The sequence below is a fragment of the Fuerstiella marisgermanici genome (genome assembly GCF_001983935.1).
In the GTDB taxonomy this organism is placed as follows: Bacteria; Planctomycetota; Planctomycetia; order Planctomycetales; family Planctomycetaceae; genus Fuerstiella; species Fuerstiella marisgermanici.
In genome coordinates this window covers 3,743,132-3,767,090 of the sequence record NZ_CP017641.1, presented here as the reverse complement: position 1 = coordinate 3,767,090, position 23,959 = coordinate 3,743,132, and the positions used below count along the sequence as shown (strand labels likewise).

The window sequence follows — 23,959 nt, the reverse complement described above, 5'->3', positions numbered from 1 at the left end:
CCCCTGAAAGCTGAATTGGAGGTCCGCCATGCGTCAGAATTTCTTTGCGTTGACCGTTGCGATCGTAGCCGCAGCATTGCTGTTGCCATGCCAGGCACAAGAAAAGAGTAGCTGTCGAAACCAGCACGCAACTGTCCGCCCCAGCCCTCTAGACGGACCGTACACATTACAAGCGATCAATGACACGCCAACGCAAAAGTGGTTGCACGAGGTGTTGGATAAGCCAGTACCTGCCATCGATATTCCGGGCGAGGTGTCGCTGAAGGTTGTTCTCAAGAAACTGGCTGAAAAAATTGACACTCGGCACGGCTTAACCCATAGCGGCCAGTTCAGCATGGTCTTTGTTCCCGATCGGGGTCAGCTTGGAGTAGTCGGAATTGACACTCTTGACGACATCAAGGTTTTCGACGTCAAAGCCGAAGGAGCAAAGCTGCGATCAGTACTGTCTCAAATTCTAAGCCAGACCGAGGATCGGAAGGCATCACCAGTTCCCTTGGATTACATCGTCGTCAACGAAGCAATCATGATCACAACGCGTGATCGGGTACGCTCCGGCGGTCCAATGTACACGCGTGCCTATCGCGTAGACGCTTTGCAGCGGTCAATCGCCGCAGCCAATGCCAGCCTCAGTTTCGGGGCCGTCGAGTCACACAGCTTAACCAACTTTCTTGTCGAAGCGACAGACGGCGAGTTGAAGTGGAGAAAGCCCGCAGCCCAATCGCACCCCGACGACTTGGCTGGTGGTACGATTCTGATGGTGGGCCACACGATGGTTGTGAAGCAAAATTACAACGGGCATCGCAAAATCGTCGAACTCCTAAACCTACTGACTGCTGCAGAAGCCATCGAACCTCAGGAACCCGCAGTTTTGACCGCTATAGCTAGTGAGTAGATGGAATGACTATCTGACTTGCGGCTGCGACGGCTGGACTCCGATTGCCAATCTATCATTCAATGATCGTACGTCTCGGCTTGGAGCGGTGGACCTTTTGTTGCGGACCATTCGGGCTCGTGGAAAACTGCCTTCATAGTCCGATACTCTTGCCACGCAGCAACAAGTCAGTGAAATTCGCTGCAACTGGCCAGTCGGCTGCAGATCCGACCAGAGCTTTGTCTATGTTGAACAGACTCAGTTGACTTCGACATCATCAGAAAACAGTTATGCTCAATCAGGTCGCTCACTTGAAGCTTCGTTCAACACGAAAGACAACAACGCAATGAATTCAGTCTGTCGTTTCACGCTTTTGACCCTGCTGGCCACCCAGCCTGCCTTCGCAGAGCAGCAGCAGCCAGCCTCGCCATTTGTGCTGGGCTATGCAAACAGGCTTAGCTGCGTTGCAGGCGAAGAGATCTCGTTCCACCTTTCGTCTACCGCGGACAGCGTGCGGATGGTCATTGAGCGGCAGGGCGGCAAGAACGAAACTGTGTTCGAGAAAGACGCGATCAAATGTTCCGTCCAGCCGATTCCCGATCGAGCGTCTTCTGACGGATGTAACTGGCCTGGGGCGTTTGCGATGACGATACCGGCGGAATGGAAAAGTGGCTGCTACGTCGCGACATTGACTGCGAAACATGACGGCAAAGACATTCGCAGTACCCTGCAGTTTGTCGTGAGGTCTGCAAAGCCGGGGCAGGACACGAAGATCCTTCTGCAGTTGTCGACCAACACTTACAACGCCTACACCAACTGGGGCGGTCACAGTCTGTATTCGTATCACGATCGCGATGGGCTTCAGGGGCACCGGGTTTCCTTCGATCGCCCGTTGCAGTCTCAGTACGCCAACTGGGAACTGCCATTCGTTCGCTGGGCCGAAAATAACGGCTACGTTTTGGACTACGCCGTTAACAGCGACCTGGAATTCCATCCCGAGATCCTGAAAGGCTACAGGCTGGTGTTGAGTGTTGGCCACGACGAATACTGGTCGGCACCGATGCGAGACAATCTGGAAAAGTACATTGCAGACGGTGGCAACGTCGCGTTTTTCAGCGGAAATACTTGCTGCTGGCAGGTTCGTAGTGAAGACAACGGGCGAGCTCTGACCTGTTGGAAGCAATGGTACAACGTCGACCCGTTGTTTCGGCAGGGAGATCACAAGCTGCTAAGCACCGCATGGAGTCATCACCTTATTGGACGCCCTGAAAATCAACTGACGGGCGTGGGCTTTCTTTGGGGCGGTTATCACAAGAGTCACGGGCAATTTATGGATGGAGCGGCTTCGTTCATTGTCCATCGCCCCGATCATTGGCTGTTACAAGGAACGGAATTAAAAAGCGGCGACCGATTCGGCGGTAAAGACACGATTGTCGGTTACGAATGCGACGGCTGCCAAATGACGTGGAAAGACGGGCTGCCGTTTCCAACTCACAAGGACGGCACGCCCAAGTCGTTCACAATCGTCGGCACTTGTCCGGCACGCTGGGCGCCTGGCGACAGCCTGTGGTACGACCGCTTTCCCAAGGACCGCGTTGGGGCGGCCGTGTTGGGAACGTACACTCAGGGCGGCACTGTCGTCACTGCTGGCTCAACAGACTGGGCTCACGGACTGCGGGGCAACGATCCGACAGTCATCAGAATCACGAAGAATGTGCTGGACCGGTTGAGCAAGTGATTTTCTGCGGGCTTACTTTGTCGACGGCCGAACGTCTGCTTCCCAGTCTGCCAGTTGTGCTTTGATGGAAGCTGCCTCATCAGGCCGGCTGGCCAGCAGGTTATTGGATTCGGCCGGGTCTATTGCCAGGTCGAACAGATACTCATCGAGCCCTCCATCGTCCTTGCGCCACACATATTTCAGATTGCCGTCCCGCACAGCCTTCCACGTTCGATCGGCTCGCCTCGCACGCCAGAACAGCGTGCGAGGTTTGGCGGGTTTGTTGGCAGCGATCTGGCCAAGCACGTCGGTGCCGTCCAGTGGCCGATCTTTTCGCAGTTTGCAGCCCGCTGCTGACATAATTGACGCGGTAAGGTCGAAGGTCAGCATCGGTCGGCCGTCTGTTTGGCCGACGGGAAGTCGTCCTGGCCAGCGAGCCATGCAGGCTACGTGAATGCCGCCTTCGAACAATTCGGAGGCGTGACCTCGAAACGGAGCGTTGCTGGCGGCGATCGGATACGCGCCGTTGTCGCTGCAGAAAATCAGCAGCGTATTATCGGCTCGCCGTGTTTCTTCCAGCGTTTGCATAATCTTGCCAACGCCTTCGTCCAGCCGCTGGATGATCAACTTCAAAGTCGCTCGGTCGCCCTTCTGCCAGTCCTTCGCGTCCCATTTCTTCGCCACTTTGGGCTGGTCCGGTTTGTGGTCCGGATGCTGAAATGGAGCACTGGGCGCGTTGTATGGCAGATACAGAAAGATGGGCTCGTCGGCCGGTTGTTCCTTCAGAAACCGCACGCCGCCATCTGTAATCAGATCGGTCAGGTAGCCATCGCGCCGAACCTGCTTTAGGTTTTCATACAGCACGTGCTCGCCGGTGGGTTCGTTGTGGTAGAAGTAATCCATCGTGCCGCCGAGCACCGCCAGGAAATAGTCGAAGCCGTGGTGGGGTGGCAGCAAATGCTTTTCGTAGCCGAGATGCCACTTCCCAAGCCCCACGGTTTTGTAACCCTGATCATTCAACGCGGGGATCAGGATGTTTTCCTTCGGTGGCAAGCCAAGGTTGTGCTGTTCGGCTAAAGCAATCGCGTCGTCATAGCGACCGACATTTCCCGTTCCCAACGCGCATTCCAGACCCGGAATACGTTGTTGATATCGTCCGGTCAGCAAGGCGGTTCGAGTCGGCGAACATTCCGGACCGTTGGAATAGAAATTTGTGAAGCGAACTCCCTGAGCCGCGATGCGATCGATGTTTGGCGTGCTGATGTCCGGGCAGCCATAACAGGAAAGATCACCGTGCCCCAAGTTGTCGGCCACGATCAAGACGACGTCCGGCTTTCGTGGCTGGTCGGCGGCGGTGGATTCGGCGCACAGAAAGGTGACGCCGCAGAACAGCAGCGTCACCGCAAAGAGCTTAATCAGGTTCATGGGGGGCCTTGTCTATTTCGAAACCGGCTCGGGCTTCTGCTTTTTGGTTTTCAATCGTTCCATCAGGCGTTCAACCGTGTCGGCAACAAGTTCTTCGATATCGTCCGCCCATCGGTGCGCGGCTCGACCGTAAACCATCATCGATCGGTTGCCTTCGTAGCCCCAGCGAGCTGACTTGCGGGGCGGGATGTCTTCGTCGAGAACTCGCAACGACGGTATGTAGGCCATCACATCGTTGCAGTAGCTGGCGACCCATGTGTCGTCGCCGTAGCTCTTTTTGAAGCCCAGAGCGTAGTCGACAACCACTTCGCCACCCATTGTGATCCACTTCTGCTTCTCACCCAGCTTCCATGCCTGCAGTGGATACGGATACGTATGTTCCAGAGGTTTGCCGGCTTCGACGTCTTTCAGCAGGCGTGCCGCCCAGCGATTAACGTAGGAACTTCCGGCTCCGGCCATGGTCGCCAGTTCTTCACGAGTCGGTTCTTTGCCAAGGTTGAGTGTCACGAATTCGTGTTCTGTCTGCAGCGAAGGCGTGAACTCCTGCATCGGCTCAGCGAGCACTCGTTCGACGGCCGCCGCAAGACGCAAGCCGTAACCTTTGGCCAGTTCGACCGTGCGTCGCGGAATCGGATTCTGGTCGGCTCCGCACCCCATATAAAACATGGCGACCGCGTTCGGATGAACGTCTTCCAGAGCGTATTGAGCGAAGCCGGCGTAGTCGCCGCTCCACTGATAGAAGCTAAGATTTGTATTGTGGCACGCATAGCCAAACACAACGGCCATCAGTTCGTTATCCATCGAACGCACAGACAGCACGGGAACATCGTGATCAATCGGCCCTTGCAACCCATCGGTTTCACGCAGCTTTGGCACTTCGCCTTCCACATTGTTTCGTCTGTTGACAGCGAAGGTCGCAATCCCCTGTCCGCCCGATACTTTTGCTGGCACTAACTTGGCCAGAGCCTCTCCAATCGTCGCGACGATCTTCTTTTCCAGGTCGTCAGAATAGGCTTCGATCATCTGCCGTTGCTCGTCGTCCAGCGGATAGATGTCGTATAGAGCACCTCGCAAAACCGGGCCGGTGTGCGTGTGTGAGCTGTGCAGCATGATCTGGCTGCGATCCAGACCAAACTTCTCCTTTAATGCAGCACACGTGTTGTTGTAGATCGACTGAGGGATGCCGAGCGTGTCGCTGCTGAGCACAATCCCCTGATGACCGTTCGCATCTTCCAATGCAACAACTCGAATCCACAGATCGTGATACGTTCCTTCGGCCGGTTTGTCACGACCTCCATAGCCCGCCATCCACAACGGTTGTTCCGGTGTGATGTTGGCTTTCGCTGTCCCCGCCTTCCACGTGGCGTTGTCGGCCACAGCAAAATTAGTCAGCAAAGAAAACAGCAAAGCGGCGGATAACGATCTTGTCATCATGTTCCTCGTTCATAATTTCGGTGGGCGACAGGCCGTCCGGATGCGATCTCGCGTGAACACAAGCATCCCAACAAGCGATCAGACGGTACCACGGCTCGCGCGGACGTTCAAGCAAAGTTAGACGAGGCAAACGGTGCGGTGTCTGGTACAATTAGCGGCCTGAGTGCCGCGTCGATGCATGTGACTTCCCGATTGGTCTGGACCGACAAAATGAAATCCCACAGCAAATATCGAAACGAACACATGAACCGTCGCGACGTTCTGTTGCGATCAGGCCTCGGTTTGGGAGCACTTGGGCTGAATGCTGTGCTTGCCGACGACGATCGACGCATCAACGCCGCTGCAGCCGGTTCGCACTTTGGCGGGACGGCCAAGCGCGTGATCCACTTCTTTCTGAATGGCGGGCCTTCTCACGTAGATACCTTCGACCACAAACCTGCGCTGGCAAAGTATGCCGGGCAAAGCATGGGCGAAAATCTAACGACCGAACGCAAGACAGGAGCCGCTTTTCCTTCGCCGTTTAAGTTTCGGCCGTACGGCGAATCCGGGATTGAAGTCAGCGATCTGTTTTCACGGACAGCTCAGCACATTGATGACATCGCCGTTATTCGGTCGATGTACGCTCAGGTTCCAAACCACGAACCGTCGCTCATGCTGATGAACTGCGGTGATTCCGTTCAGGCTCGCCCAAGTGCCGGAGCGTGGGTGCTGTATGGACTCGGCGCTGAAAACCAAAACCTGCCAGGTTTTATCGCCATGTGCCCCGGCGGGCTGCCGATTAAGGATGCCGAGAACTGGCAATCGGCCTTCCTTCCCGGTGCTTATCAGGGAACTCATATCGACACGCAACATACTCAGCTTAGTCGGCTGATTGAAAACATCGAACATCCTCAGATCAGCACGCCCGATCAAAAACGACAGCTTGAGCTCCTGGCGAAATGGAACCGACAGCACCAGGCCGGACGATTCGATCGGCGGTTGGAAGCTCGCATCCAGTCGTATGAACTCGCGTTTCGCATGCAGACAGACGCCAGCGAAGCATTCGACATCGCCAACGAACCTCAATACATCCGCGACCTGTACGGTGACGGCGTACACGGCCGCCAAACGTTAATCGCTCGGCGGTTGGCAGAACGAGGTGTTCGCTATATTCAGTTGTGGCACGGAGCTGGTCAGCCGTGGGACAATCACGAAAACATCGCCGACAATCATCGCAGGCTGGCAAACCAGATTGACCAACCGATCGCGGCGCTGCTGACCGACTTGAAGCTGCGAGGCATGCTGGACGACACGCTGGTGGTTTGGGGCGGTGAGTTCGGTCGAACGCCGACGGTCGAGCTATCAGGCGACGGAGCTCCCAAACTGGGCCGCGACCACAACCACTACGGCTTCACTGTATGGCTGGCCGGTGGCGGCATCAAGGGCGGAACGGTCTACGGAGCAACCGATGAACTAGGCTTTCGAGCCGCCGAGGACCCCTGCAGCGTCCACGACCTCCACGCCACCATGCTGCACGCTCTTGGTCTGGATCACAAAAAACTAACCTACCGCTACGCCGGCCGAGACTTCCGACTCACCGACGTCCACGGAAACGTGATCGAAGAAATTCTGGCGTAAGGGGTGATGCACCAGAAGCGAATGGTTAAGAACTGCTTTGCAACATTCAGCAACCATACTGACGCACGCATCATCATTCGTCCGCAGCCATACCCCGATGGCGCGGGCGCATGCTCCACTGTTGCCAGAGGTCTGCACCAACGCCAGCGCGTCGAGACTTACGCGACGCTGCTTTTGTAGCCAATAGCGTCGTTGTTCGTCACACCTTGATCGAAGACTTCTGTTGGGCCAATTGCATCATGAAGTCCTGGACTCGGCTGGACATTTCGTCTGCTTTGGGGGCGAGGCCGGCCATGATGAGGGCGTTGGAATACAGCTGCTGACCACAGGTTCGGACGAAGTCTTTGTTGTCGTCGTTGACGGACAGTTCACAAAGCCGCTGCACTAGTGGAGCCTTGGGATTGATTTCCAGAATCATCTTCGACATCTCGAAGTCCGGCATGTTGACCTGCAGCACCTTTTGCATGGTGGTGCTTTGAGCTCCCTTTGCATTTACCAGACAGCAGGCACTCTCGGTCAGGCGTTCTGACTTTCGGACGTCTTCCACCTGGTCGCCAAGAGCTTCTTTGAAAATTGAAAGCACCGTGCCGAAGCCGTTTGGTAAATCGGCTGCGTCTTTCTCGTCTTCTTTTTTCTCGTCGTCTGTTTCCGAATCTTTTGCTTCGCTACCCGGGAGTTCCAGGTCGGCGGAGTCGATCGGCACGAGCTTGTGTTCGTCGAATTCACCCAATGTCGACAGCACGTACTCATCCACAGGATCGGTCAGTAGTAGGACTTCCAGATTTCGTTCGCGGAAAATCTCCAGATTCGGATCTCGCAGAATCGACGTCTCGTCGGCGCCGGTCGCAAAATAGATCTGTTTCTGATCTTCGGGAGCTCGTTCGCAGTACCCCGCGAGTGAAGCAAGGCCATCTTCTGCAGACGTGTTTGTGGACTTGAATCGCAGTAGTTTTGCCAGCCGATCGCGGTTGTCGAAGTCTTCGCCAATGCCTTCACGAAGGACAGATCCGAATTCGCCGTAAAACTTGCCATAAGCGGCCGAGTCATCGCTGGCGATGGTGTCGAGATGGTCGAGCACCTTCTTCGTGATGACTTTCTGCATCTTGCGGAACACCGTATTGTCCTGCAAAGCTTCTCGCGACACGTTCAGCGGCAAGTCGGCCGAATCAACGATGCCTCGCAGAAAACGCAAGTAGTCCGGCAGCAGGTCGCGGTTATCGTTCTGCACCAAAATCCGCTTGGCACACAGATGCAGCCCGTGATCCGATTTTCCGAAGCCCATTCGTTCCAGATTGGCGTCCGGACAGTACAGAATGCTGTGGAACTGGAACGGGGAATCCGCCGTCAGGTGAAGGTGCCACTGAGCTTTCTGGCCAGGGAAGTGGGTGAGGTATTCGAAGAAGTTCTGATACTGTTCTTCGGTGACGCTGCTTTTGGGCTCAACCCAGATCGGCGGCTGGTCGTTGATGTGCTCACCATCGACATTGATCGGGTGCGGCACAAATGTTGAGTACTTCCGCAGGATGTACTTCAGCCGCGCAGGGTCCGTGAATTCGCCCAGATCTTTCTTCAGGTGCAGCCGAATTTCTGTGCCACGTTCGAGCTTTTCTGCTGGTTCGCTGATCGTAAAAGAGCCGTCGCCGGTGGATTCCCAGACCCAGCCCTGTTCTTCGCTATAGCTGCGAGTGCGAACTTCGACACGTTCAGCCAACATGAAGGCAGAATAGAAACCCACACCGAACTGACCGATCAGTGAGACGTCGTCTTTCGTGTCTGACTTCTGCAGCTTTTCGATGAACTCAAGCGAACCGCTGTGAGCAATCGTGCCCAGATTCTGAACCAGCTCGTCCCGTGTCATGCCGATGCCGTTGTCGCGAATGACCAGCTGGTGTTCGTCTTTGTTAGGTTCGATGGAAATCAGCAGGTCGGACGCGTCAATGTCCGTATCGGTCAATGCCGCGTGGCGGAGTTTGTCTAACGCATCTGATGCATTCGACACCAGTTCGCGAACCGTGATTTCACGATTCTGATAAAGCGACTCAGACAGAATGTGCAGCAGGCGGCTGATTTCGGCCTGAAACGTGAACTTTTCCTGGGGAGTTTCGACGGTCATTGTGATTTGTTCCTTGTCTGAATTGTTACGGCATCAGGCGATACAGGCGGGAAGCTGCCTGGCAATCGCACTGCTATTCATTCGTTTCGCCCGCGCTGCCAGCGTCCGGTTCAACGGGCTCAGCATCGGGTCCAGTGTTTGGCTTTTTCAGGATCCACAGATTCATCGTCGATATACGCCAGCAGTCGTCAATTCGCCAGGCCGAACATTCTGAAAATTCGAACCGGCCAGGAGTTCTCAAAATGATCATAGCGTCGTCCGATGTTACACGTGGCTTGGCGAGGCGACTCAGGCATTTTCCCAGGGCGGCGTGAGGTTTCAGCAGCGGACACTGATCGTAGGGCGGGTCGAAGAATACGAGCGAATACGGCAGGCATTCCTCACCGCCATTCGGGCAAAAAGAGGTTCGGTGAATGTTTGTCTTCCAGCACACGGTCTTCCGGTCGGGAGCGATGGTGGAGACATTATTTGAAAGTGCTTCGTGTACCACCGAATCACCTTCGATAAACACACACGACGCCGCGCCTCGGCTGAGTGCTTCCAGCCCCATTGTGCCCACGCCGGAAAAGACATCCGCGACCCGTGACTGTTCGATAATCGGGCTAATACGATCGAACACGCCCTGGCGTACACGTTCTGTGTAGGGACGTGTCGTTTGGGTTGGCGGCGTTTTCAGCCGCCGACGACCATACTCGCCGCCAATAATCCGCAGGCTCATTGAAAAACCAATTGAGGTTAGGAAGAGGATGTCCGGCGTGCTCAGATATGCGTCGGTCGACGAGACTGAGCAGTGAAAAACAGAGGAAACCGGAATCCTGAAGGTGTCAGGACGCGGCGATTAGACCATCTGACGCGGGAACCTGAGGCGATTTCGCCTCCAAACGCTGAAAAAGGCAGCAATTTGCGCATTTGCTGGCTTTGATGACATTGACATGTTGCCCCTTGCCCTTAATCTCCGCTTCAGAACGTCAGCATTTCAACTCGTCGTTGCTCAATACCCGCGTGGTCGGCAACCCGAGATTCTTTATTTGAGCAGACAATAAGGAGCTCTACGCCGATGGCAATATCTAAGGACAAACCACTTTCCAAGTCCGAGATACTGAACGAACTGGCCGAAGCAACCGAATTGAGCCGTAAGGATGTTTCTTCAGTGCTTGAAGCACTCGAAGAACTGATCGAAAAGAATTTGACTCAAGGAAGCGGCATCTTCAATCTGCCAGGACTTATGAAGATATATGTCCATAGCAAAAAGGCCACCGAAGAGCGCGAAGGCCGCAATCCTGCGACCGGCGAAACCATTACCATTAAAGCAAAACCAGCCTCAAAGGTTGTTAAAGTGCGTCCTCTGAAGAAACTGAAGGAAATGATCTAACTCGTTTCGTGGATGCCACGTAAAGCGGAAAAGCCGCTTGGTGGTGAGACCTTCTGTGGATGGCCGGGTTGGTAGCTTCATAAAGATCAGCTGAATCACGAGATTTGGCAAACTTCCACTGGTTGACCCTGCGACATTCTTGCGTAGAATGTTCCGAATATTGCCAATTGACCGGCAAAGGCACATTCTAATCCGAACCCGGTTTCCGGGCCCTGGTCTTTATTTTTTCAGGGATGCTGTTTCGGGGAGTGTCGCATGAAGGGCAAATTATGTTAGTATTATCAAGGAAAAAGAGTGAGAGCATCGTCATCAACGATGACATTGTTGTCACGGTAGTCGAGGTCCGAGGCGACAAGGTTCGTCTTGGCATTCAGGCTCCGCGCGAAGTTCCTGTGCATCGTAAAGAAGTGCTGGACGCAATTATGCGTGAGCGTGGTGCGGCTGCCGATTCGGTTCCGGAATAGCCGTCCAATAAAATGGCATTCGTTGACGCTTTTTCCTGTGATTACCTTAAGTAACTGACTTAGAATTCGCCTCGACACGGTTTCTGCGAAACATCACGTACTGAAAAGAACAGAGTGAAGTCGACAGCATTTAGTTGTCGACTACCACCAAAAAGACTTCGGCCCCATCGTCTAGTTAGGCCTAGGACACTGGATTTTCATTCCAGTAACGGGGGTTCAAATCCCCCTGGGGTCAGTCAACGAACCTCGCTCCGAGAAATTCGGAGCGAGGTTTTTTTGTGCGCACGTGAATGCCACACGACACAGCTTCAATGGGAAGCTCGAATGCTGAAGAGATTAAGCGGTCGGATCTCCAGCGGTTGGCGTTCCTGCTGCGTTTTGTGTTACGAGGCCTCAGCGCCGTCTTGCCCTATCAGCCGCTGTAACAGCATGGGCCGCACTTCCGCGAGGATATCCTGCAATTGGTCCGGGGCGGTTGGGATGACTGTATCGTTGCCCCGTGTTAATTCATCTGGCAACTTGCGATGCAGGTCGTCCAGCTCGCGGCTCACTTCATGCAGAAGCTCTTCATCATTCTGCAGATCACTGAAATAGTTCAAAAGTTCCGCAATCGGGTCGCTCTCTGTTTCCTCAGCCGATAGTGCTCGTTGCGGTGTTGTTCGCACGACGACTTTTTCCAGCCACACGTCGCTGCCAGAGACGGTCATCGCTTGGATTCTGAACTGCTGAACCCAGTGAGCTGCATCGGCCGCCAGTTCCGCGTGAGCCATGGTTGCCCCTGTCAGGAGAACTCGCACAGCAAGCGGCAACCCCTTAGCGTCATCGGCCAGCTTCTGAAGCTCATCCCCGACGCGATCCTGAACCTGCGAAGCATTTTCCAAACCGGTGGCATCCACGCGGCAGTGCTCCCATCGAAACACGTCCAATGGCATAAACTGCGAGGTCAAACTTCCCGTTGCATCGACGTGGACCAGTTCGCAGCCCTTGGCCCCGGTTTCACGAATGTGCCGTCCTTGGATGTTGCCTGGAAACACGATGTGCGTTTCTCCGGCGGCCTGAACGTATCGCCGGTTATGCACGTGACCGAGTGCCCAGTACTGGTACTGCCTGGCCTCCAAATCAGCCACGCTGCACGGTGCGTAAGGGGCGTGGTCTTCGGCTCCATCCAAAGCTGTGTGCAACAGGCCGATATTGAAACAACCGGGAACAGCGACCGGATAATCCAGCACAAGGTTCGCGGTCTCAGCAGGCTTCGAGAAACCTCGCCCGTGAATGGCTACTCCGAGATCTTCCAACAACACCGTCTGCGGTTTCTTTGATGACAGCATTACGTTCGTGCCGGTGGGGTTGGCCGGCAGCTTCAGCCATTTCTTCAGTTTGCTTTCCGCATCGTGGTTGCCACTGATGGCATACACACAAATGCCTGCGGCTTGCAGTCGGGTTAGCTGCTTCACGAAAAACAGAACCGTGTTTTGGTCTTCCCAGGTTCCGTCGTACACGTCGCCGGCAATCAGGACGAAGTCCACCTCCTGCTCGATTGCCAGTTCCACCAGATTTTCCAGAGCTCGCCGAGCGGCTTCACGAATTTCAGCGACGGGCGCACCTTCGTATTGCTCCAGTCCTTTTAGGGGACTGTCTAGATGCAGGTCGGCGGCGTGGATAAATTTGATCTCAGACATTTTCGATCGTTCCTGCACCCACCATGAACAGTCGCGTCGAAATGCGATTGACCGGAAGGCGGTACAGCTGTGAGACGACTCGGCGATAAGAATCCAGCTGACTGCGGTAGTATTCGACTTTTTCCGCCACGGCAGACGGGTTCGTGATATCCAACGTATCGGTTTTGAAGTCTACGACGTCGCACGCGGCAAGCTGGTTATCAAGATAGATCAACACGAGGCGATCCACAAATCCGGAAACAATCTGGCCGTCATCTCGGACTGCAAACGGGTGCTCGTTGTGCACTTCCAGCCGAATCTGTTCCGGCTTCACGGCGGCCAGCGCCTGCTGCACGTCGGCCGATAGCGGAAGGTCTCGCGGCGGGCGGTAGGAGGTGCTGGTCAGGCCACGAACAATGTCCGGCTGTCGCAGCATCTCCTGAAAGTCGTCCACCATCCTTTGCGGGTCGAGGCCGCCGGTCGTTAGTTCTTCGGCCTTCGCCAGCAACGCTGCTTCTGATGGAGCGGCCGCTGAATCCAGCCATTCGATCATCTCAAAAAACGCATGAATGACGGTGCCGCGATCCATGGCTGGCAGATTGTCATGGCGGATGACGCTTGACAGCCGTACCTTTCGATGAGCGGCATGCTTTGACGGAGCCGTACGTTGCAGTCCGCGTTCGCGCCCGCGAGGCATGGTGGCGAACCGAATTCCGGAAGTCGTAACCGGCGCCGGTGGCACGGCCGAAGCGACAGCTGTCGCGTCCGTATCGCTGCTGGTTCGAGCCGCGTCTGAGTGGCCGGCACACCAATCCGGCTGTCCGTGTTCGTACAGTTGTTGTTCTGGTTCTGCCGGAGCCCCATTTGTTAACGCGGATCGCAACAGACCGGAGATCGTCTTGGGGACTTTCTTCTCACTCTTCCGTGACGGTGCAATCACCATGTGCAACGCGTGGACGGCCCGCGTAACGGCCACGTACAGCACGCATAAAGCTTCGGAGATTTCCGTTCGGCGAGCGTCGTCGAACATCTTTTGGAAATCGGCGGGCAGCAGTTCGCGAATATCCGAATTCCGATAGCGACACACGCGATCAATTCTTTCGGTTGGCGACGGCTTGTTCGCCACAAACTGGCTGGGCTGCCCGACCAGCTTTGTGTCGAGGTCAGGCAATACCACGATGTCAAATTCAAGGCCCTTCGACTGATGCACGGTCATCACTCGCACGTTGTCGGACGTCGGGTCGGGGACTTTTCGCAGATCCAGAAAGTTGAGGAAGTCGACTGTCCGTAGTGTGGCATGAGTCTGCCAGACGTAGCCGAGTTCTACCAATTGCGACAGCCGCCGCTTCCCGCGTGGGCCAGAATGGTGAGTGAGAATGCCGGCCCATTCCTGCAGCACTGGGCCATAGCCTTCCGATTGCAATCGTCGCCGCACGCTTCTCGCGAGCTGTTCGGCGCGGTACGAGCCATCGGTCGGTGTGAACTGTAGAGCCTTGCCCAGCGGCGATGTGGCAACGTGAAATCTGGCGACTGAGTTGCCGGGATGATCGGCCAGCTTCAGCAGAGACATAATGATCTGCACCGCCGCGCTGTCGGTCAGCGGGTTGCCTCCTTCTTCGCTGGCGGTGATGCCCAGTTTGCGAAGTTCGAAAATCACTTTGCCAACGACGCGATTCGACCGAGTCAGCACGCCGACGCTCATGCCCGGAGCCTTTCGCGTCAGTTCCGCAACTCGAGCCGCTGCGTGCGCAATCGTAATGTCGGCGGGAGTTTCGTCTTCGTCGGCCAACCGCGACGTTTCTAAACACGCATAGCCCGCCAGTTCGTCGCGCGCGGTGGAATGATCCTGAAACTTCTGGCACCACTGCCGCACGCTGCTGCCATCGTCGTCCGGATCGGTGCGGTTTCTGAGTCCATTGAAAATGTGATTGGTCGTTTCGACGACGGTCGGTGAAGAACGGTAACTTTTGTTCAGAGCTTCTCGCTGAAGGCCGGACAGTTCGTCTTCAATCGCGTCAAAGATTTCAGCGATGCCGCCACGCCAGCCATAGATCGCCTGTTTGACGTCGCCGACGCAGAAAAACGATTTGCCTTTTTTCCGACCAGTCACCTGCTGAGCGAAGGGACGGATGACCTGCCACTGTGCCAGTGAGGTGTCCTGAAACTCATCCAGCAGAATGTGCGAAATGTTGCCGTCCATGCGAAACGACAACCGCCCCACGTTATTGTTGGCGGCGACATCGGCCAGCAGTCGAGTCACGTCGTCAAACTGCAGGACGCGGGCGTCATCTTTGAGCTGGCTGTAGCGGAAATCAAAACGGCACAGCAACTGGTATGTGGCTTCCGTCTGCTGAGCGACCATGTCGACCAGTACGGCTTTCGCGTGAATCAGCAGCCGCTGGTAAATCAGAACCGTGCCTTCATCCAGTTCCTTTTTGTAAAACGTTGTTTCGCCGGCAGCAACTTTCTTTGCCATGCCACTGCTGACGAAACCTTCCCAGTTGTTGTCCAACGCCATCTGGTAGTCGGAGTCCCGAGCCTTCTCAATGCTCTTGTGTTTTGGAATTGCAGCCGTCCGCAGGTTCTCAATCGCAGCGTCCAGATCCTTTGCTGCCAACTTCTTTGGCTTCGGGAACGACGTCCATGCCGCCGCATCGGTTTCCTGAAAAATCGGATACAGAGCACTCACGGTTTGCCGAATGAGTTCGCTGACCGAGCGGCCGGTTTCGCCCTTGGTCAGAAGGTGCATCAGCTGCACGGCGGTCTTCGTTGATTCGTTCCGCAGGACTGCTTCGACAGCTTTATTCTTCAGACGGACGTCGTCAATTTCGTCGACGATTGTCCAGTCCGGAGGCAGCCCCATTTCGAAACCGAAGCTGGACGCGATTTGCGAAAAGAAGCTGTCCAGCGTGCATATGCGAACTCGATGCAAACCGCGTGTGAGGTTCTGCACCAGCTTCAGGCATTGTTCGCAGGTTAGCGCGGGGTCTTCCAGAAAGCCGGCCAGCTCAGCGCATTTTTCGGCGTTCAACGCGGCTTCAGCCAGCCGCACCATGTTGCGCTCGAGGATCTCGCCAGCGGCCTTCCGGGTAAAAGTGGTCGCCAGAATTTCGTCCGGCGCAGAACCGCTTAGCAACTGGCCAAGGTACCGGTTGCTAAGCTGAAACGTCTTGCCCGTTCCGGCAGACGCTCGAATCACAACGTTGCGCGGTGTGCGTTTTTTGCCGCGAGAGTTCGTGTCAGCAACAGCAGCGTCGGTCATGCGATGACCTCACGATCGAAAACGTTGTCCTGGCAGATGGCGGCGAATTCCTGAAAGAACATCGGGTTCACATCGGCTGGCGGCCAGAACTGTTCGTCCAAAATTTTAGTTGCAACTTCGATGGCTTTGGCGTCGGCGTCTTTCAGTTCTTCGTCTGTCCAATCTGCCATCAAACTTTTGACCTCCTTGGTGTCCTTCGGTAGCACGATGTAGCCCAGCTTGATGTCACCTTTCAGGCCAAGCCCCTTCACCAGGTGTCGATACAGCGGCAACTGCAAATCCACCCATTCATCCTTCTTTTGATGAGCGGCTCGCGGCGGCCGTACGTTCTCGCTGCTTTTATAATCGAAGATCACGTACTGATTGGAACTGCCAAGTCGGTCGATACGGTCAATGCGGCCATCGAGTTCCACGGTCCGGCCATCGTCGAGTTCCAGCTTCACACCTTTGTCTCGAAACGACGCTTCGCTGTACTGAATTCGCCAACCTTCCGCCGCCCAGTTGGCCTGCCATTCGGCAAATGCAGACAGCCTCGCCTGAATCTGCATGACCTGCACGTCGACGGCGGCCACACGTTCTTTGCCGAACATGTCGTTCACGGTGGCCAACAGTTGGGCGTTCAATTCACTGCGAATATCGTTGACGTCCAGCGACGCGGCCGCGCGGCTATGCCCAAAGCGATTTAACACTTCGTGCATCAGGTTGCCAAACATCAGTGCGTCGAGTTCGCTGGCTGAATCGTCGACGTCTTTCAGGTACAAAGCGTGCCGCAGGTAGAAGCGATACGGGCAGGCAAGGTAGGTCCGAAACGATGTCACGCCGATCCGTTCGATCGGGCTTTGCAGCGGAACCGGACGCGGAACAGTGAAGCCATTCCCATCGTTGCTCTCCGCCGAACTGGTTGGTTGCATAGCCTCCGCCGCATCGACGTCTCCGAAGCACGTCAGAATCCGCTGAGCGATCTCCGTTGGTTGTGCGGCAAACAGCAGACGGCTCGGTCGCAGTGGGTCACCTCGCATATCCCGCCGACCGACGATCAGCTGCAGGTCCGATCTCGATGCGGCCAGGACGCTCATCGCATACGCATCGCGAGCGTATCGGCGGCGGTTGTCGAGCAGTCCCAGGTGCCGACGCAGTTCGTTGGGCAAAAAGGCATCGGAGTTCAGCGAACTGGGTACGTAGCCTTCGTTAAACATCGTGACGACCAACGCGGGCGAATCATCGAGCGGCAATTCCAGCCAGCCCAGCAGTTCCACGGCCTCATCGTTGGGCGGCGGCGGCACGGATTCGTTGGTGAGTTCTTTTAACAGCAGCCGAATGGCCTGAGCGGACTCCACCGTCGGAATCAGACTGGGCGGTATGTCGGAATGAGTCAGCAGCAGATCATGAATTTTTGTGCACGCCGCCAGTGTGCACGAATCGTCAGTTGCTTCGAGATCGAATTCGACGTCGCCGTAAACCGTCAATAACAAGCTGTTCAAAGGCTGCACCCATTCGCTTAACGGTCGTTTCTTTTCTGACAACGTTTCCAACAGCGAACTGATACATTGATGGACGTGCTGAATGCGGTTGACCTCGGCCCGCTTTGCTTCTGTGAAAATCCAGTCGCCAGGTACAGAAGGCAGATGCCGGTTGAAGTAGTCGTCCAGCTGCCTTAGCCATTCCGTCGATTGGTGAACGGTTGCCGGCATCGCGATGTCGCTGTCAGGCTCGAATGCGTCGGCTGGAATTTCATCTTCAACAACTTCCACCGGCTGACGAAACAGCCACGCGTCGAGGTCGGAGTGACGGATTAGTGACGCGAAGGAATCGAAGCTTTTTGTTTCGAGGAACTCAGCGACGGCCGCCAATAGGCGATACGGACGCGATTCGTTTAGCTGTTGCCCGACCACCCACCGTGACGCAACGCCTTCGGCTGCAAGGTGCCGATTGATTTCGGGAACGAGCCGCTCATCGGTCATCCCGATGGTAACTTCGTCCATGCGGTATCGGCCCTGGTAACCAGCCAGCGTCGCCACGACGGCTTCCGCCTGGTCCACCGGACCTTCCGCAACGGCGATCTTTTCGGAGTCCAGATCGATCGTCACGTTGCTCCACGCATCCGGGACGATGCAGCCATAGTCATCAAATCGCTTCGCCAGCTTCGGTGGAGCGTGAACGAGCGCCGTGACGCGATCGGAAACCTGTTCCAGCATTTCGCACGTCGCCGTGTTCAGATCGGATGTGCCGACCAGCACGATGTCCTTGTCGGTGCGACATTCCTGATGCTTGATGGCAAACAGCCGCGCCGACTGCAGATCCCACAATTCCACGGCGTCCAGTTTCTGCAGACAGGCTTCCTGAACAGTTCGCAGAACCTCCCAGCGTTCGGCTTCATCAAAAGCGTCGACTTCGGGGCCTCGCGTTGCCACGTCCTGGAAGTCGAATCCCTCAGCCGCCAGTTCGCGATGTTGCTTCCACAGCAATTCGCCAAACGAAAGCCAGCGGCTGATGTCGTGGCTTTTCGGCGGATCCGGAATAATGCTGCGGATCGATGCGTCGTTTAGTTCTCTTAACGCAGCGGTCCACGCGAACTTGTTGATCAGGTCGCTGGCGAATTTTAGCTTCGGTTCGTACAGCAACTCAGGCAGACATCCGGCCGTTTCGATGGTGGGCGGAGTCAGCCTTAGCATTTTTCGATCGGCCGATTCGACCAACAGTTCCAGCAAACGCCTTCCCGCGCGACGCCCCGGCACAACGACAACCACGCCGGACAGGTCGACGGTTTCGAGCATCGCATACGTTGAAATCAGGTACTCAGCTGCTGCTGGCAACGCGGGCTGACGCCAATCCAGAAACCTCCGTGTGACAGCCATGTGTCATTATTCCTGTTCTTCGTCTTCAGCCAGAGCCGCTTCCAATACGGCAACGGCAGCTTTGGCCATCAGGTGAACAACATGTTCCGGCAGGTCATCGATATGCTCTTCGATGAAGGGCCGCAACGCTCGCTCACAGGCCGCTTCGAACTCCGCAACGTCTTCGCCGTTCATACTTACCACTTTCTATGATTATCTGGCCTGCGATCGTGGCTCGGCCCTTCGAGTCGAGAAGATTCGACACGGCATGCTGGCACAGCTTTGTCACCATTTGTAGATCAGTTGTGGGGTTTGCGGTGTGCGGAGCGGACGGTGCTCAACTCAGAGGGGCGAGCAACAAAAACACTAAGTCATCGTCGGGCAAAGCAGGACCTTCATGGCGTTCGCTTCGCCTTCGTACAGCCGGTTGAACCAGTCATGCCCCTGTTCCAGTGGAGCTCGCGCGGTGATCATGTCTTCGACCCTGATTTGCCCCGACGCCAGAAGGTCCACGCACGCGGGGTACTCGCCACTGGAGGCACAGCTGCCGAAAACGTTCAGTTCGCGAGTCACAACGGACTGCAGTGGCAATTCGATAGTCGGAGCAAGGTTGCCGACGATTGTGACGCTGCCGCCTTTGCGAGTGCAATCGATGGCAGATTGAATCGTCGCCGTCGCGCCGACGACTTCCAACGCCACGTCTGCACCCCGACCATTGGTAAGTTCCTTTACGCGAGCCGCTGCGTCTTCTTCGCCCACGTTGATCGTCACGTCGGCTCCCAGCTTCTTCGCTACTTCCAGACGGCTGGAATTCAAATCCGTCGCGATGACTCGACTGCACCCTTTTTGCTTGATCGCCTGAATGACCAGCAGGCCGATCATCCCGCTGCCGACCACGACGGCTGTGTCACCCAGCGAAACCGGAGTTCGGTTGGCCGCATGCACGGCCACAGAAACCGCTTCAATCAATGCCGCGTGCTCGAAGGAAAGTGATTCCGGAAGGTGGCAGCAGATGCGGGCTGGTACGTTGACGTACTCGGCGAAGCAGCCATAGCGTCGGTAGTCGCCGCAACTGACACCCAGCACCGTGCGGTTGTCGCACAGGTTTGTGCGGCCAGCGCGACAAAAGTGACAGTCGCCACACCACACCATGGAATCGAAGGTGATGCGATCGCCTTCGGTGTAACCCTGCACGTTCTTGCCGACGGCCGCCACGATGCCAGCCGCCTCATGCCCCATCACCAACGGAGGAACTCGTCGACCGCTGCTGCCGTCCCAGCCGTGGATATCGCTGCCGCAGATGCCACAGGCCTGGATCTGTACCAGCACTTCGTCCGCCGCAATTTCCGGTTTCGGAATGTCGGTCAGTTCGAGTTTCTTGTATTCCGAAAGAAGGAGAGCTTTCACGCGGGGCCACCTGATCGTTGAGAAGAGAAAATGTGGTGATGAACGCTTTCGTCCGTGCTGACTGAAGCGTTCGACGTTGGGCCCATCGAGGCAGCTTAGTTCAGTGGTTCGCTGCGTGGGTAAGAGCCCAGAATTTCCAGCCGATCCGCCATTTTCTCCAGCTCCTTCAGCGTCTTCTTGATCTTCGCGTCAGACACGTGGCCTTCAAAGTCAAGGAAGAAGAGGTAGCCGACTTCCGGCGATCGCAGTGGGAAGGATTCAATCCACGTCAGGTTCACTTTACAGCGTTTGAAGATCTGCAAAGCGTCCGACAGTGAACCAGGCTGGTGCGGAATCTGCAGCAAAATGGCCGTGCGGTCGTGACCCGTCGCGTCGGCAATCGCATCGCCAATGATGGCGAACCGCGTGATATTGTTGCGGTTGTCTTCGATGCAATCGGCAACAATCTGAATGCCGTACTGACTGGCGGCCTGCTGACTGGCAACCGCTGCGGCTCCCGGCTTATCGCGAGCAAGCTGAGCGGCCGTTGAGGTACTGGTAACTTCGATCAGCCGAGCGTGCGACAGATTCTTGGCCAGCCAGTCTCGACACTGTGACAGCGCCTGAGGCTTACTGTAGATTTCTGTGATCTCGCTACGATCGCATCGAGCCAACAGATTGTGGTGCACGTGCAACTGCACTTCGCCGCAGATGCGTAGTGGCAACCGCGTGAACATGTCCAGCGTGTCCACAATGCGGCCGTCGGTGCTGTTTTCAATCGGCACCAGACCGAAATCGACGTGCCCACGGTTCACTTCTTCAAACACGGTCGCGATGGTGCTGACAGGAACCAAATCGGCCGACTCGCCAAACCGATTGATGGCGGCAAGGTGAGTGAAACTGTAAGCCGGTCCCAAATAGGCCACTCGGTCATTGCGGACTCGCTGACGACCTGCGTTTAGCAGCGGCCGAAAAATGGCCTTCAGCTCCTCAGCATCCATTGGTCCTTTGCTGGACGATTCCAGCAGCGACCACAGCTTAATGTCGTCCTGCACGTCGAAAACCGCCTTGCGCGGCGATTCGGCCTGAGCGACTTTTTCCAGAAACACTTCGACTCGACGATTCAGCAGATCCACAAGTTCTTTGTCGATCGCAGTGAGTCGCTGATCCGGGGTCGTTTTCTTCGCTGACGCCTGCTTGGCGACAGGCGATTTCTTGGCTGCAGCCGTTTTTTTCGACGACGCCTTCTTAGCGACCTTTTTCTTGACGGGCCGGGTGGCCTTCTTTTTTGCCATCATGGACCTCGTCGGCCAGTGGAGAATGAAAGGGAGGGAGGGTAAAACTACCGGTGGGATTCGGACGCGAATTTGCTATCAAGAATAACGTCAGGCCCGAGGCGACCTTGTACATGGGCTGTTTTCCGAATTCAAGCAGGCCATTCTTCCGTTCTGAAAGGTTCACATAAACCCACTCCCTAGTCGCCTCATGTGTTCAAACCCAGCCCCGAAGGGTGCCAATTTGGCACCGCGTCAGAATTGCCAAAGTGGCGGCACATTTCACTGGAATGTGGTAGTGGCGTCTGCCAGTTTGACTCGCGCTAAGCCACGTTGAGCGAACTGGTCGGTCGTAAAGTGTTGCAAAACCACTACCTATGGCGGATTCCGGAGTTTTGGCGCGCGATATGCAAAGAGTGTGGCAGCGGCAGTCGTATGCCATTTCCGATCAAGGAAAAACTTCAAGCCGGTAGATTCACCGGAAGCACTAAGTAGAACAATTAGCGAAAATCATTCAGGAGTTCCCTCATGGCAGTTTCCGGCGAAAAAATTATTGGCATCGACCTCGGCACAACCAACTCCGTTGTCTCAGTGATGGAGGGCGGCGAGCCCAAAGTAATCGCCAATCAGGAAGGTAGCCGCACAACTCCCAGCGTCATTGCCTTCACAGACAAGGGCGAAACTCTGGTCGGCGACCCGGCCAAACGGCAGGCGGTCACCAACCCGAAAAACACGATCTATTCGATCAAGCGATTCATGGGCCGACGCCATAGCGAAGTGAAGTCGGAAGAAAAGATCGTCCCTTACGAAGTCATCGGTGCCGAAGCCGACTACGTCAAAGTAAACGTCAACGGCAAAGAGCACACGCCGCCTGAGATCTCTGCACTCGTGCTGCGAAAGCTGAAGGAAGCATCAGAAAGCTACCTCGGTCACAAGGTTAACAAAGCAGTCATCACGGTCCCGGCTTACTTCAACGACGCTCAACGACAGGCCACAAAAGACGCGGGCCAGATCGCGGGACTCGAAGTGTCGCGTATCATCAACGAACCGACAGCAGCCGCATTGGCTTATGGTCTGGACAAAAAGCAGGAAGAAAAAATTGTCGTCTTCGACCTCGGCGGCGGTACATTTGACGTTTCTATCCTGGAAGTCGGCGACGAACTGGTCGAAGTGCTCAGCACCAACGGCGACACGCATCTGGGTGGCGACGACTTCGACGAAGTGTTGATCAACCACATCGCGGAAGAATTCAAGAAGACCGACGGTATCGACCTTCGTGGCGACGCCATGGCTTTGCAGCGACTACGTGAAGCCGCTGAGAAAGCGAAGAAGGAACTGTCGACCGCTCAAACATCTGACATCAACCTGCCGTTTATCACCGCCGATGCCAGCGGCGCGAAGCACTTGCAGATGTCGATTGGTCGAGCTGAATTCGAAAAGCTGATCGACCCGTTGGTCGAACGCTGTCGCGGCCCGGTCGAAAACGCACTGAAGGACGCCAAGCTGAAGTCTGGCGACATCGCGGAAGTCGTTTTGGTCGGTGGTTCGACTCGAGTGCCAAAGGTTGTGGCCTTCGTCAAAGAAATGTTCGGCAAGGAACCACACAAGGGTGTGAACCCAGACGAAGTGGTTTCTCTGGGAGCGGCGATCCAGGGTGGAATTATTTCCGGTGATGTCAAAGACGTCGTCCTGCTCGACGTGACTCCGCTGTCGCTGGGTATCGAAACCGAAGGCGGCATCATGACGACTTTGGTTGAACGCAATACAACGATTCCAACCACGAAGTCCGAAACGTTCTCAACCGCAGCCGACAATCAGCCAGCGGTAACCGTTCGCGTCTTCCAGGGCGAACGTCGTATGGCGGCAGACAACCGACTGCTGGACCAGTTCGATCTGACCGATCTTCCGCCCGCTCCACGCGGCGTGCCTCAGATTGAGGTGAAGTTTGACATCGACGTGAACGGCATTCTGAGTGTCTCTGCCAAGGACAAAGCGACGGGCAAAGAGCATAGCGTGCAGATCAAGCAGTCCAGTGGATTGTCGGACGAAGAGATCGAACGTATGCGAAAAGACGGTGAAGCTCACGCCGAAGAAGATAAGCAGAAGGAAGAACTGGCCAAGGCACGCAACGAAGCGTCGACTCTTGTGCACCAGACAGAAAAGACGCTGAAGGAACACGAAGACAAGCTTGACGATTCTTCCAAGGATGCTATCACGGCTTCCTGCGACAAAGTCAAGAAGGCCGCAGAAGGCGACGATCCAGCTACGATTCGCACAGCATTAGAAGAATTGGCGCAGGCTAGTCAGGCATTGTTCCAGCACATGCAGGCGGCCGCAGAAGCCGGTGGTGATGGTGAGCCGGAAACCGCCGGAGCGACTGCAGGCGGCGGCGATGACGACATCATTGATGCGGACTTTGAGAAGAAAGAGTAGCGGCAACGCGCCTAACCGCGCGTGCTGGCCGCGTTGAGACACATTGGATAATCAGGCTTCCTGCTGAGTTCGCTCAGCAGGGGACCTGGTGCCAGTGGC

General features: G+C 55.8%; 16 protein-coding genes and 1 tRNA gene. 7 read left to right on the top strand and 10 right to left on the bottom strand.

Features of this window, described 5'->3' with window-relative positions; genetic code table 11:
- Positions 1-28: 28 nt before the first annotated feature.
- Positions 29-892, top strand: coding sequence for a hypothetical protein (locus Fuma_RS14060; protein ID WP_077024684.1), 864 nt, complete (start codon positions 29-31; stop codon positions 890-892).
- 325 nt (positions 893-1,217) lie between these two features.
- Complete coding sequence (locus Fuma_RS14055; RefSeq protein ID WP_077028309.1) at positions 1,218-2,609, top strand: N,N-dimethylformamidase beta subunit family domain-containing protein; 1,392 nt, start codon at positions 1,218-1,220, stop codon at positions 2,607-2,609.
- A gap of 12 nt (positions 2,610-2,621) precedes the next feature.
- On the opposite strand, the gene Fuma_RS14050 is transcribed toward Fuma_RS14055, so the two are convergent.
- A complete protein-coding gene (locus Fuma_RS14050; RefSeq protein WP_083732045.1) occupies positions 2,622-4,013 on the bottom strand; it encodes a sulfatase-like hydrolase/transferase in 1,392 nt (463 codons plus the stop codon).
- Positions 4,014-4,025: 12 nt separating this feature from the next.
- Positions 4,026-5,447, bottom strand: a complete 1,422-nt coding sequence (locus Fuma_RS14045; RefSeq protein ID WP_077024683.1) for a neutral/alkaline non-lysosomal ceramidase N-terminal domain-containing protein — start codon at positions 5,445-5,447, stop codon at positions 4,026-4,028.
- A 243-nt stretch (positions 5,448-5,690) separates the two neighbouring features.
- Here Fuma_RS14045 and Fuma_RS14040 point away from each other — a divergent pair, with 243 nt between their 5' ends.
- Positions 5,691-7,064 carry a DUF1501 domain-containing protein gene (locus tag Fuma_RS14040; protein ID WP_229360919.1) on the top strand — a complete coding sequence of 458 codons (1,374 nt, stop codon included), beginning with the start codon at positions 5,691-5,693 and terminating at the stop codon, positions 7,062-7,064.
- A gap of 199 nt (positions 7,065-7,263) precedes the next feature.
- On the opposite strand, the gene htpG is transcribed toward Fuma_RS14040, so the two are convergent.
- Positions 7,264-9,177: a molecular chaperone HtpG gene (gene htpG, locus Fuma_RS14035; protein ID WP_077024682.1), complete on the bottom strand. Its 1,914-nt coding sequence runs from the start codon at positions 9,175-9,177 to the stop codon at positions 7,264-7,266.
- 73 nt (positions 9,178-9,250) lie between these two features.
- Positions 9,251-9,895: an RsmD family RNA methyltransferase gene (locus Fuma_RS14030; RefSeq protein WP_077024681.1), complete on the bottom strand. Its 645-nt coding sequence runs from the start codon at positions 9,893-9,895 to the stop codon at positions 9,251-9,253.
- A gap of 339 nt (positions 9,896-10,234) precedes the next feature.
- Between Fuma_RS14030 and Fuma_RS14025 the strand changes: the two genes are divergently transcribed.
- The 3 genes from Fuma_RS14025 to Fuma_RS14015 all read left to right on the top strand — a co-directional run bounded on the left by Fuma_RS14025 (position 10,235) and on the right by Fuma_RS14015 (position 11,248).
- Positions 10,235-10,549, top strand: a complete 315-nt coding sequence (locus tag Fuma_RS14025) for an HU family DNA-binding protein (RefSeq protein ID WP_077024680.1) — start codon at positions 10,235-10,237, stop codon at positions 10,547-10,549.
- Positions 10,550-10,818: 269 nt separating this feature from the next.
- The gene (csrA, locus tag Fuma_RS14020) at positions 10,819-11,013 is read left to right on the top strand and encodes a carbon storage regulator CsrA (protein ID WP_077024679.1); all 195 of its coding nucleotides are present in this window, start codon (positions 10,819-10,821) and stop codon (positions 11,011-11,013) included.
- Between the two features lie 160 nt (positions 11,014-11,173).
- Positions 11,174-11,248: transfer RNA gene (locus tag Fuma_RS14015), tRNA-Glu, on the top strand.
- A 148-nt stretch (positions 11,249-11,396) separates the two neighbouring features.
- Here Fuma_RS14015 and Fuma_RS14010 read toward each other — a convergent pair.
- The 6 genes from Fuma_RS14010 to pheA form a co-directional block, all read right to left on the bottom strand.
- Entirely contained in the window at positions 11,397-12,692 is a 1,296-nt protein-coding gene (locus Fuma_RS14010; RefSeq protein ID WP_077028306.1) for a metallophosphoesterase family protein, read from the bottom strand.
- Positions 12,685-15,933, bottom strand: a complete 3,249-nt coding sequence (locus Fuma_RS14005) for a UvrD-helicase domain-containing protein (protein WP_077024678.1) — start codon at positions 15,931-15,933, stop codon at positions 12,685-12,687. Before Fuma_RS14005 ends, Fuma_RS14010 begins: the two co-directional genes overlap by 8 nt.
- Positions 15,930-18,788 (bottom strand): PD-(D/E)XK nuclease family protein, encoded by a 2,859-nt coding sequence (locus Fuma_RS14000; protein WP_077024677.1) that lies wholly within the window; start codon positions 18,786-18,788, stop codon positions 15,930-15,932. The genes Fuma_RS14005 and Fuma_RS14000 overlap by 4 nt, the downstream gene beginning before the upstream one ends.
- Before the next feature lie 6 nt (positions 18,789-18,794).
- The gene (locus Fuma_RS35285) at positions 18,795-18,962 is read right to left on the bottom strand and encodes a hypothetical protein (RefSeq protein ID WP_158520979.1); all 168 of its coding nucleotides are present in this window, start codon (positions 18,960-18,962) and stop codon (positions 18,795-18,797) included.
- A 171-nt stretch (positions 18,963-19,133) separates the two neighbouring features.
- Positions 19,134-20,174: a zinc-dependent alcohol dehydrogenase gene (locus Fuma_RS13995; RefSeq protein ID WP_077024676.1), complete on the bottom strand. Its 1,041-nt coding sequence runs from the start codon at positions 20,172-20,174 to the stop codon at positions 19,134-19,136.
- Between the two features lie 95 nt (positions 20,175-20,269).
- Positions 20,270-21,451, bottom strand: coding sequence for a prephenate dehydratase (gene pheA, locus Fuma_RS13990; RefSeq protein WP_229360918.1), 1,182 nt, complete (start codon positions 21,449-21,451; stop codon positions 20,270-20,272).
- Positions 21,452-21,955: 504 nt separating this feature from the next.
- Between pheA and dnaK the strand changes: the two genes are divergently transcribed.
- Entirely contained in the window at positions 21,956-23,860 is a 1,905-nt protein-coding gene (dnaK, locus tag Fuma_RS13985; protein WP_077024675.1) for a molecular chaperone DnaK, read from the top strand.
- Positions 23,861-23,959: the final 99 nt, after the last annotated feature.

Coding starts and splice junctions, on each gene's coding strand:
- Fuma_RS14060 (WP_077024684.1), top strand. CDS start 29: ATGCGTCAGAATTTCTTTGCGTTGACCGTTGCGATCGTAGCCGCAGCA.
- Fuma_RS14055 (WP_077028309.1), top strand. CDS start 1,218: ATGAATTCAGTCTGTCGTTTCACGCTTTTGACCCTGCTGGCCACCCAG.
- Fuma_RS14050 (WP_083732045.1), bottom strand. CDS start 4,013: ATGAACCTGATTAAGCTCTTTGCGGTGACGCTGCTGTTCTGCGGCGTC.
- Fuma_RS14045 (WP_077024683.1), bottom strand. CDS start 5,447: ATGATGACAAGATCGTTATCCGCCGCTTTGCTGTTTTCTTTGCTGACT.
- Fuma_RS14040 (WP_229360919.1), top strand. CDS start 5,691: ATGAACCGTCGCGACGTTCTGTTGCGATCAGGCCTCGGTTTGGGAGCA.
- htpG (WP_077024682.1), bottom strand. CDS start 9,177: ATGACCGTCGAAACTCCCCAGGAAAAGTTCACGTTTCAGGCCGAAATC.
- Fuma_RS14030 (WP_077024681.1), bottom strand. CDS start 9,895: ATGAGCCTGCGGATTATTGGCGGCGAGTATGGTCGTCGGCGGCTGAAA.
- Fuma_RS14025 (WP_077024680.1), top strand. CDS start 10,235: ATGGCAATATCTAAGGACAAACCACTTTCCAAGTCCGAGATACTGAAC.
- csrA (WP_077024679.1), top strand. CDS start 10,819: ATGTTAGTATTATCAAGGAAAAAGAGTGAGAGCATCGTCATCAACGAT.
- Fuma_RS14010 (WP_077028306.1), bottom strand. CDS start 12,692: ATGTCTGAGATCAAATTTATCCACGCCGCCGACCTGCATCTAGACAGT.
- Fuma_RS14005 (WP_077024678.1), bottom strand. CDS start 15,933: ATGACCGACGCTGCTGTTGCTGACACGAACTCTCGCGGCAAAAAACGC.
- Fuma_RS14000 (WP_077024677.1), bottom strand. CDS start 18,788: ATGGCTGTCACACGGAGGTTTCTGGATTGGCGTCAGCCCGCGTTGCCA.
- Fuma_RS35285 (WP_158520979.1), bottom strand. CDS start 18,962: ATGAACGGCGAAGACGTTGCGGAGTTCGAAGCGGCCTGTGAGCGAGCG.
- pheA (WP_229360918.1), bottom strand. CDS start 21,451: ATGATGGCAAAAAAGAAGGCCACCCGGCCCGTCAAGAAAAAGGTCGCT.
- dnaK (WP_077024675.1), top strand. CDS start 21,956: ATGGCAGTTTCCGGCGAAAAAATTATTGGCATCGACCTCGGCACAACC.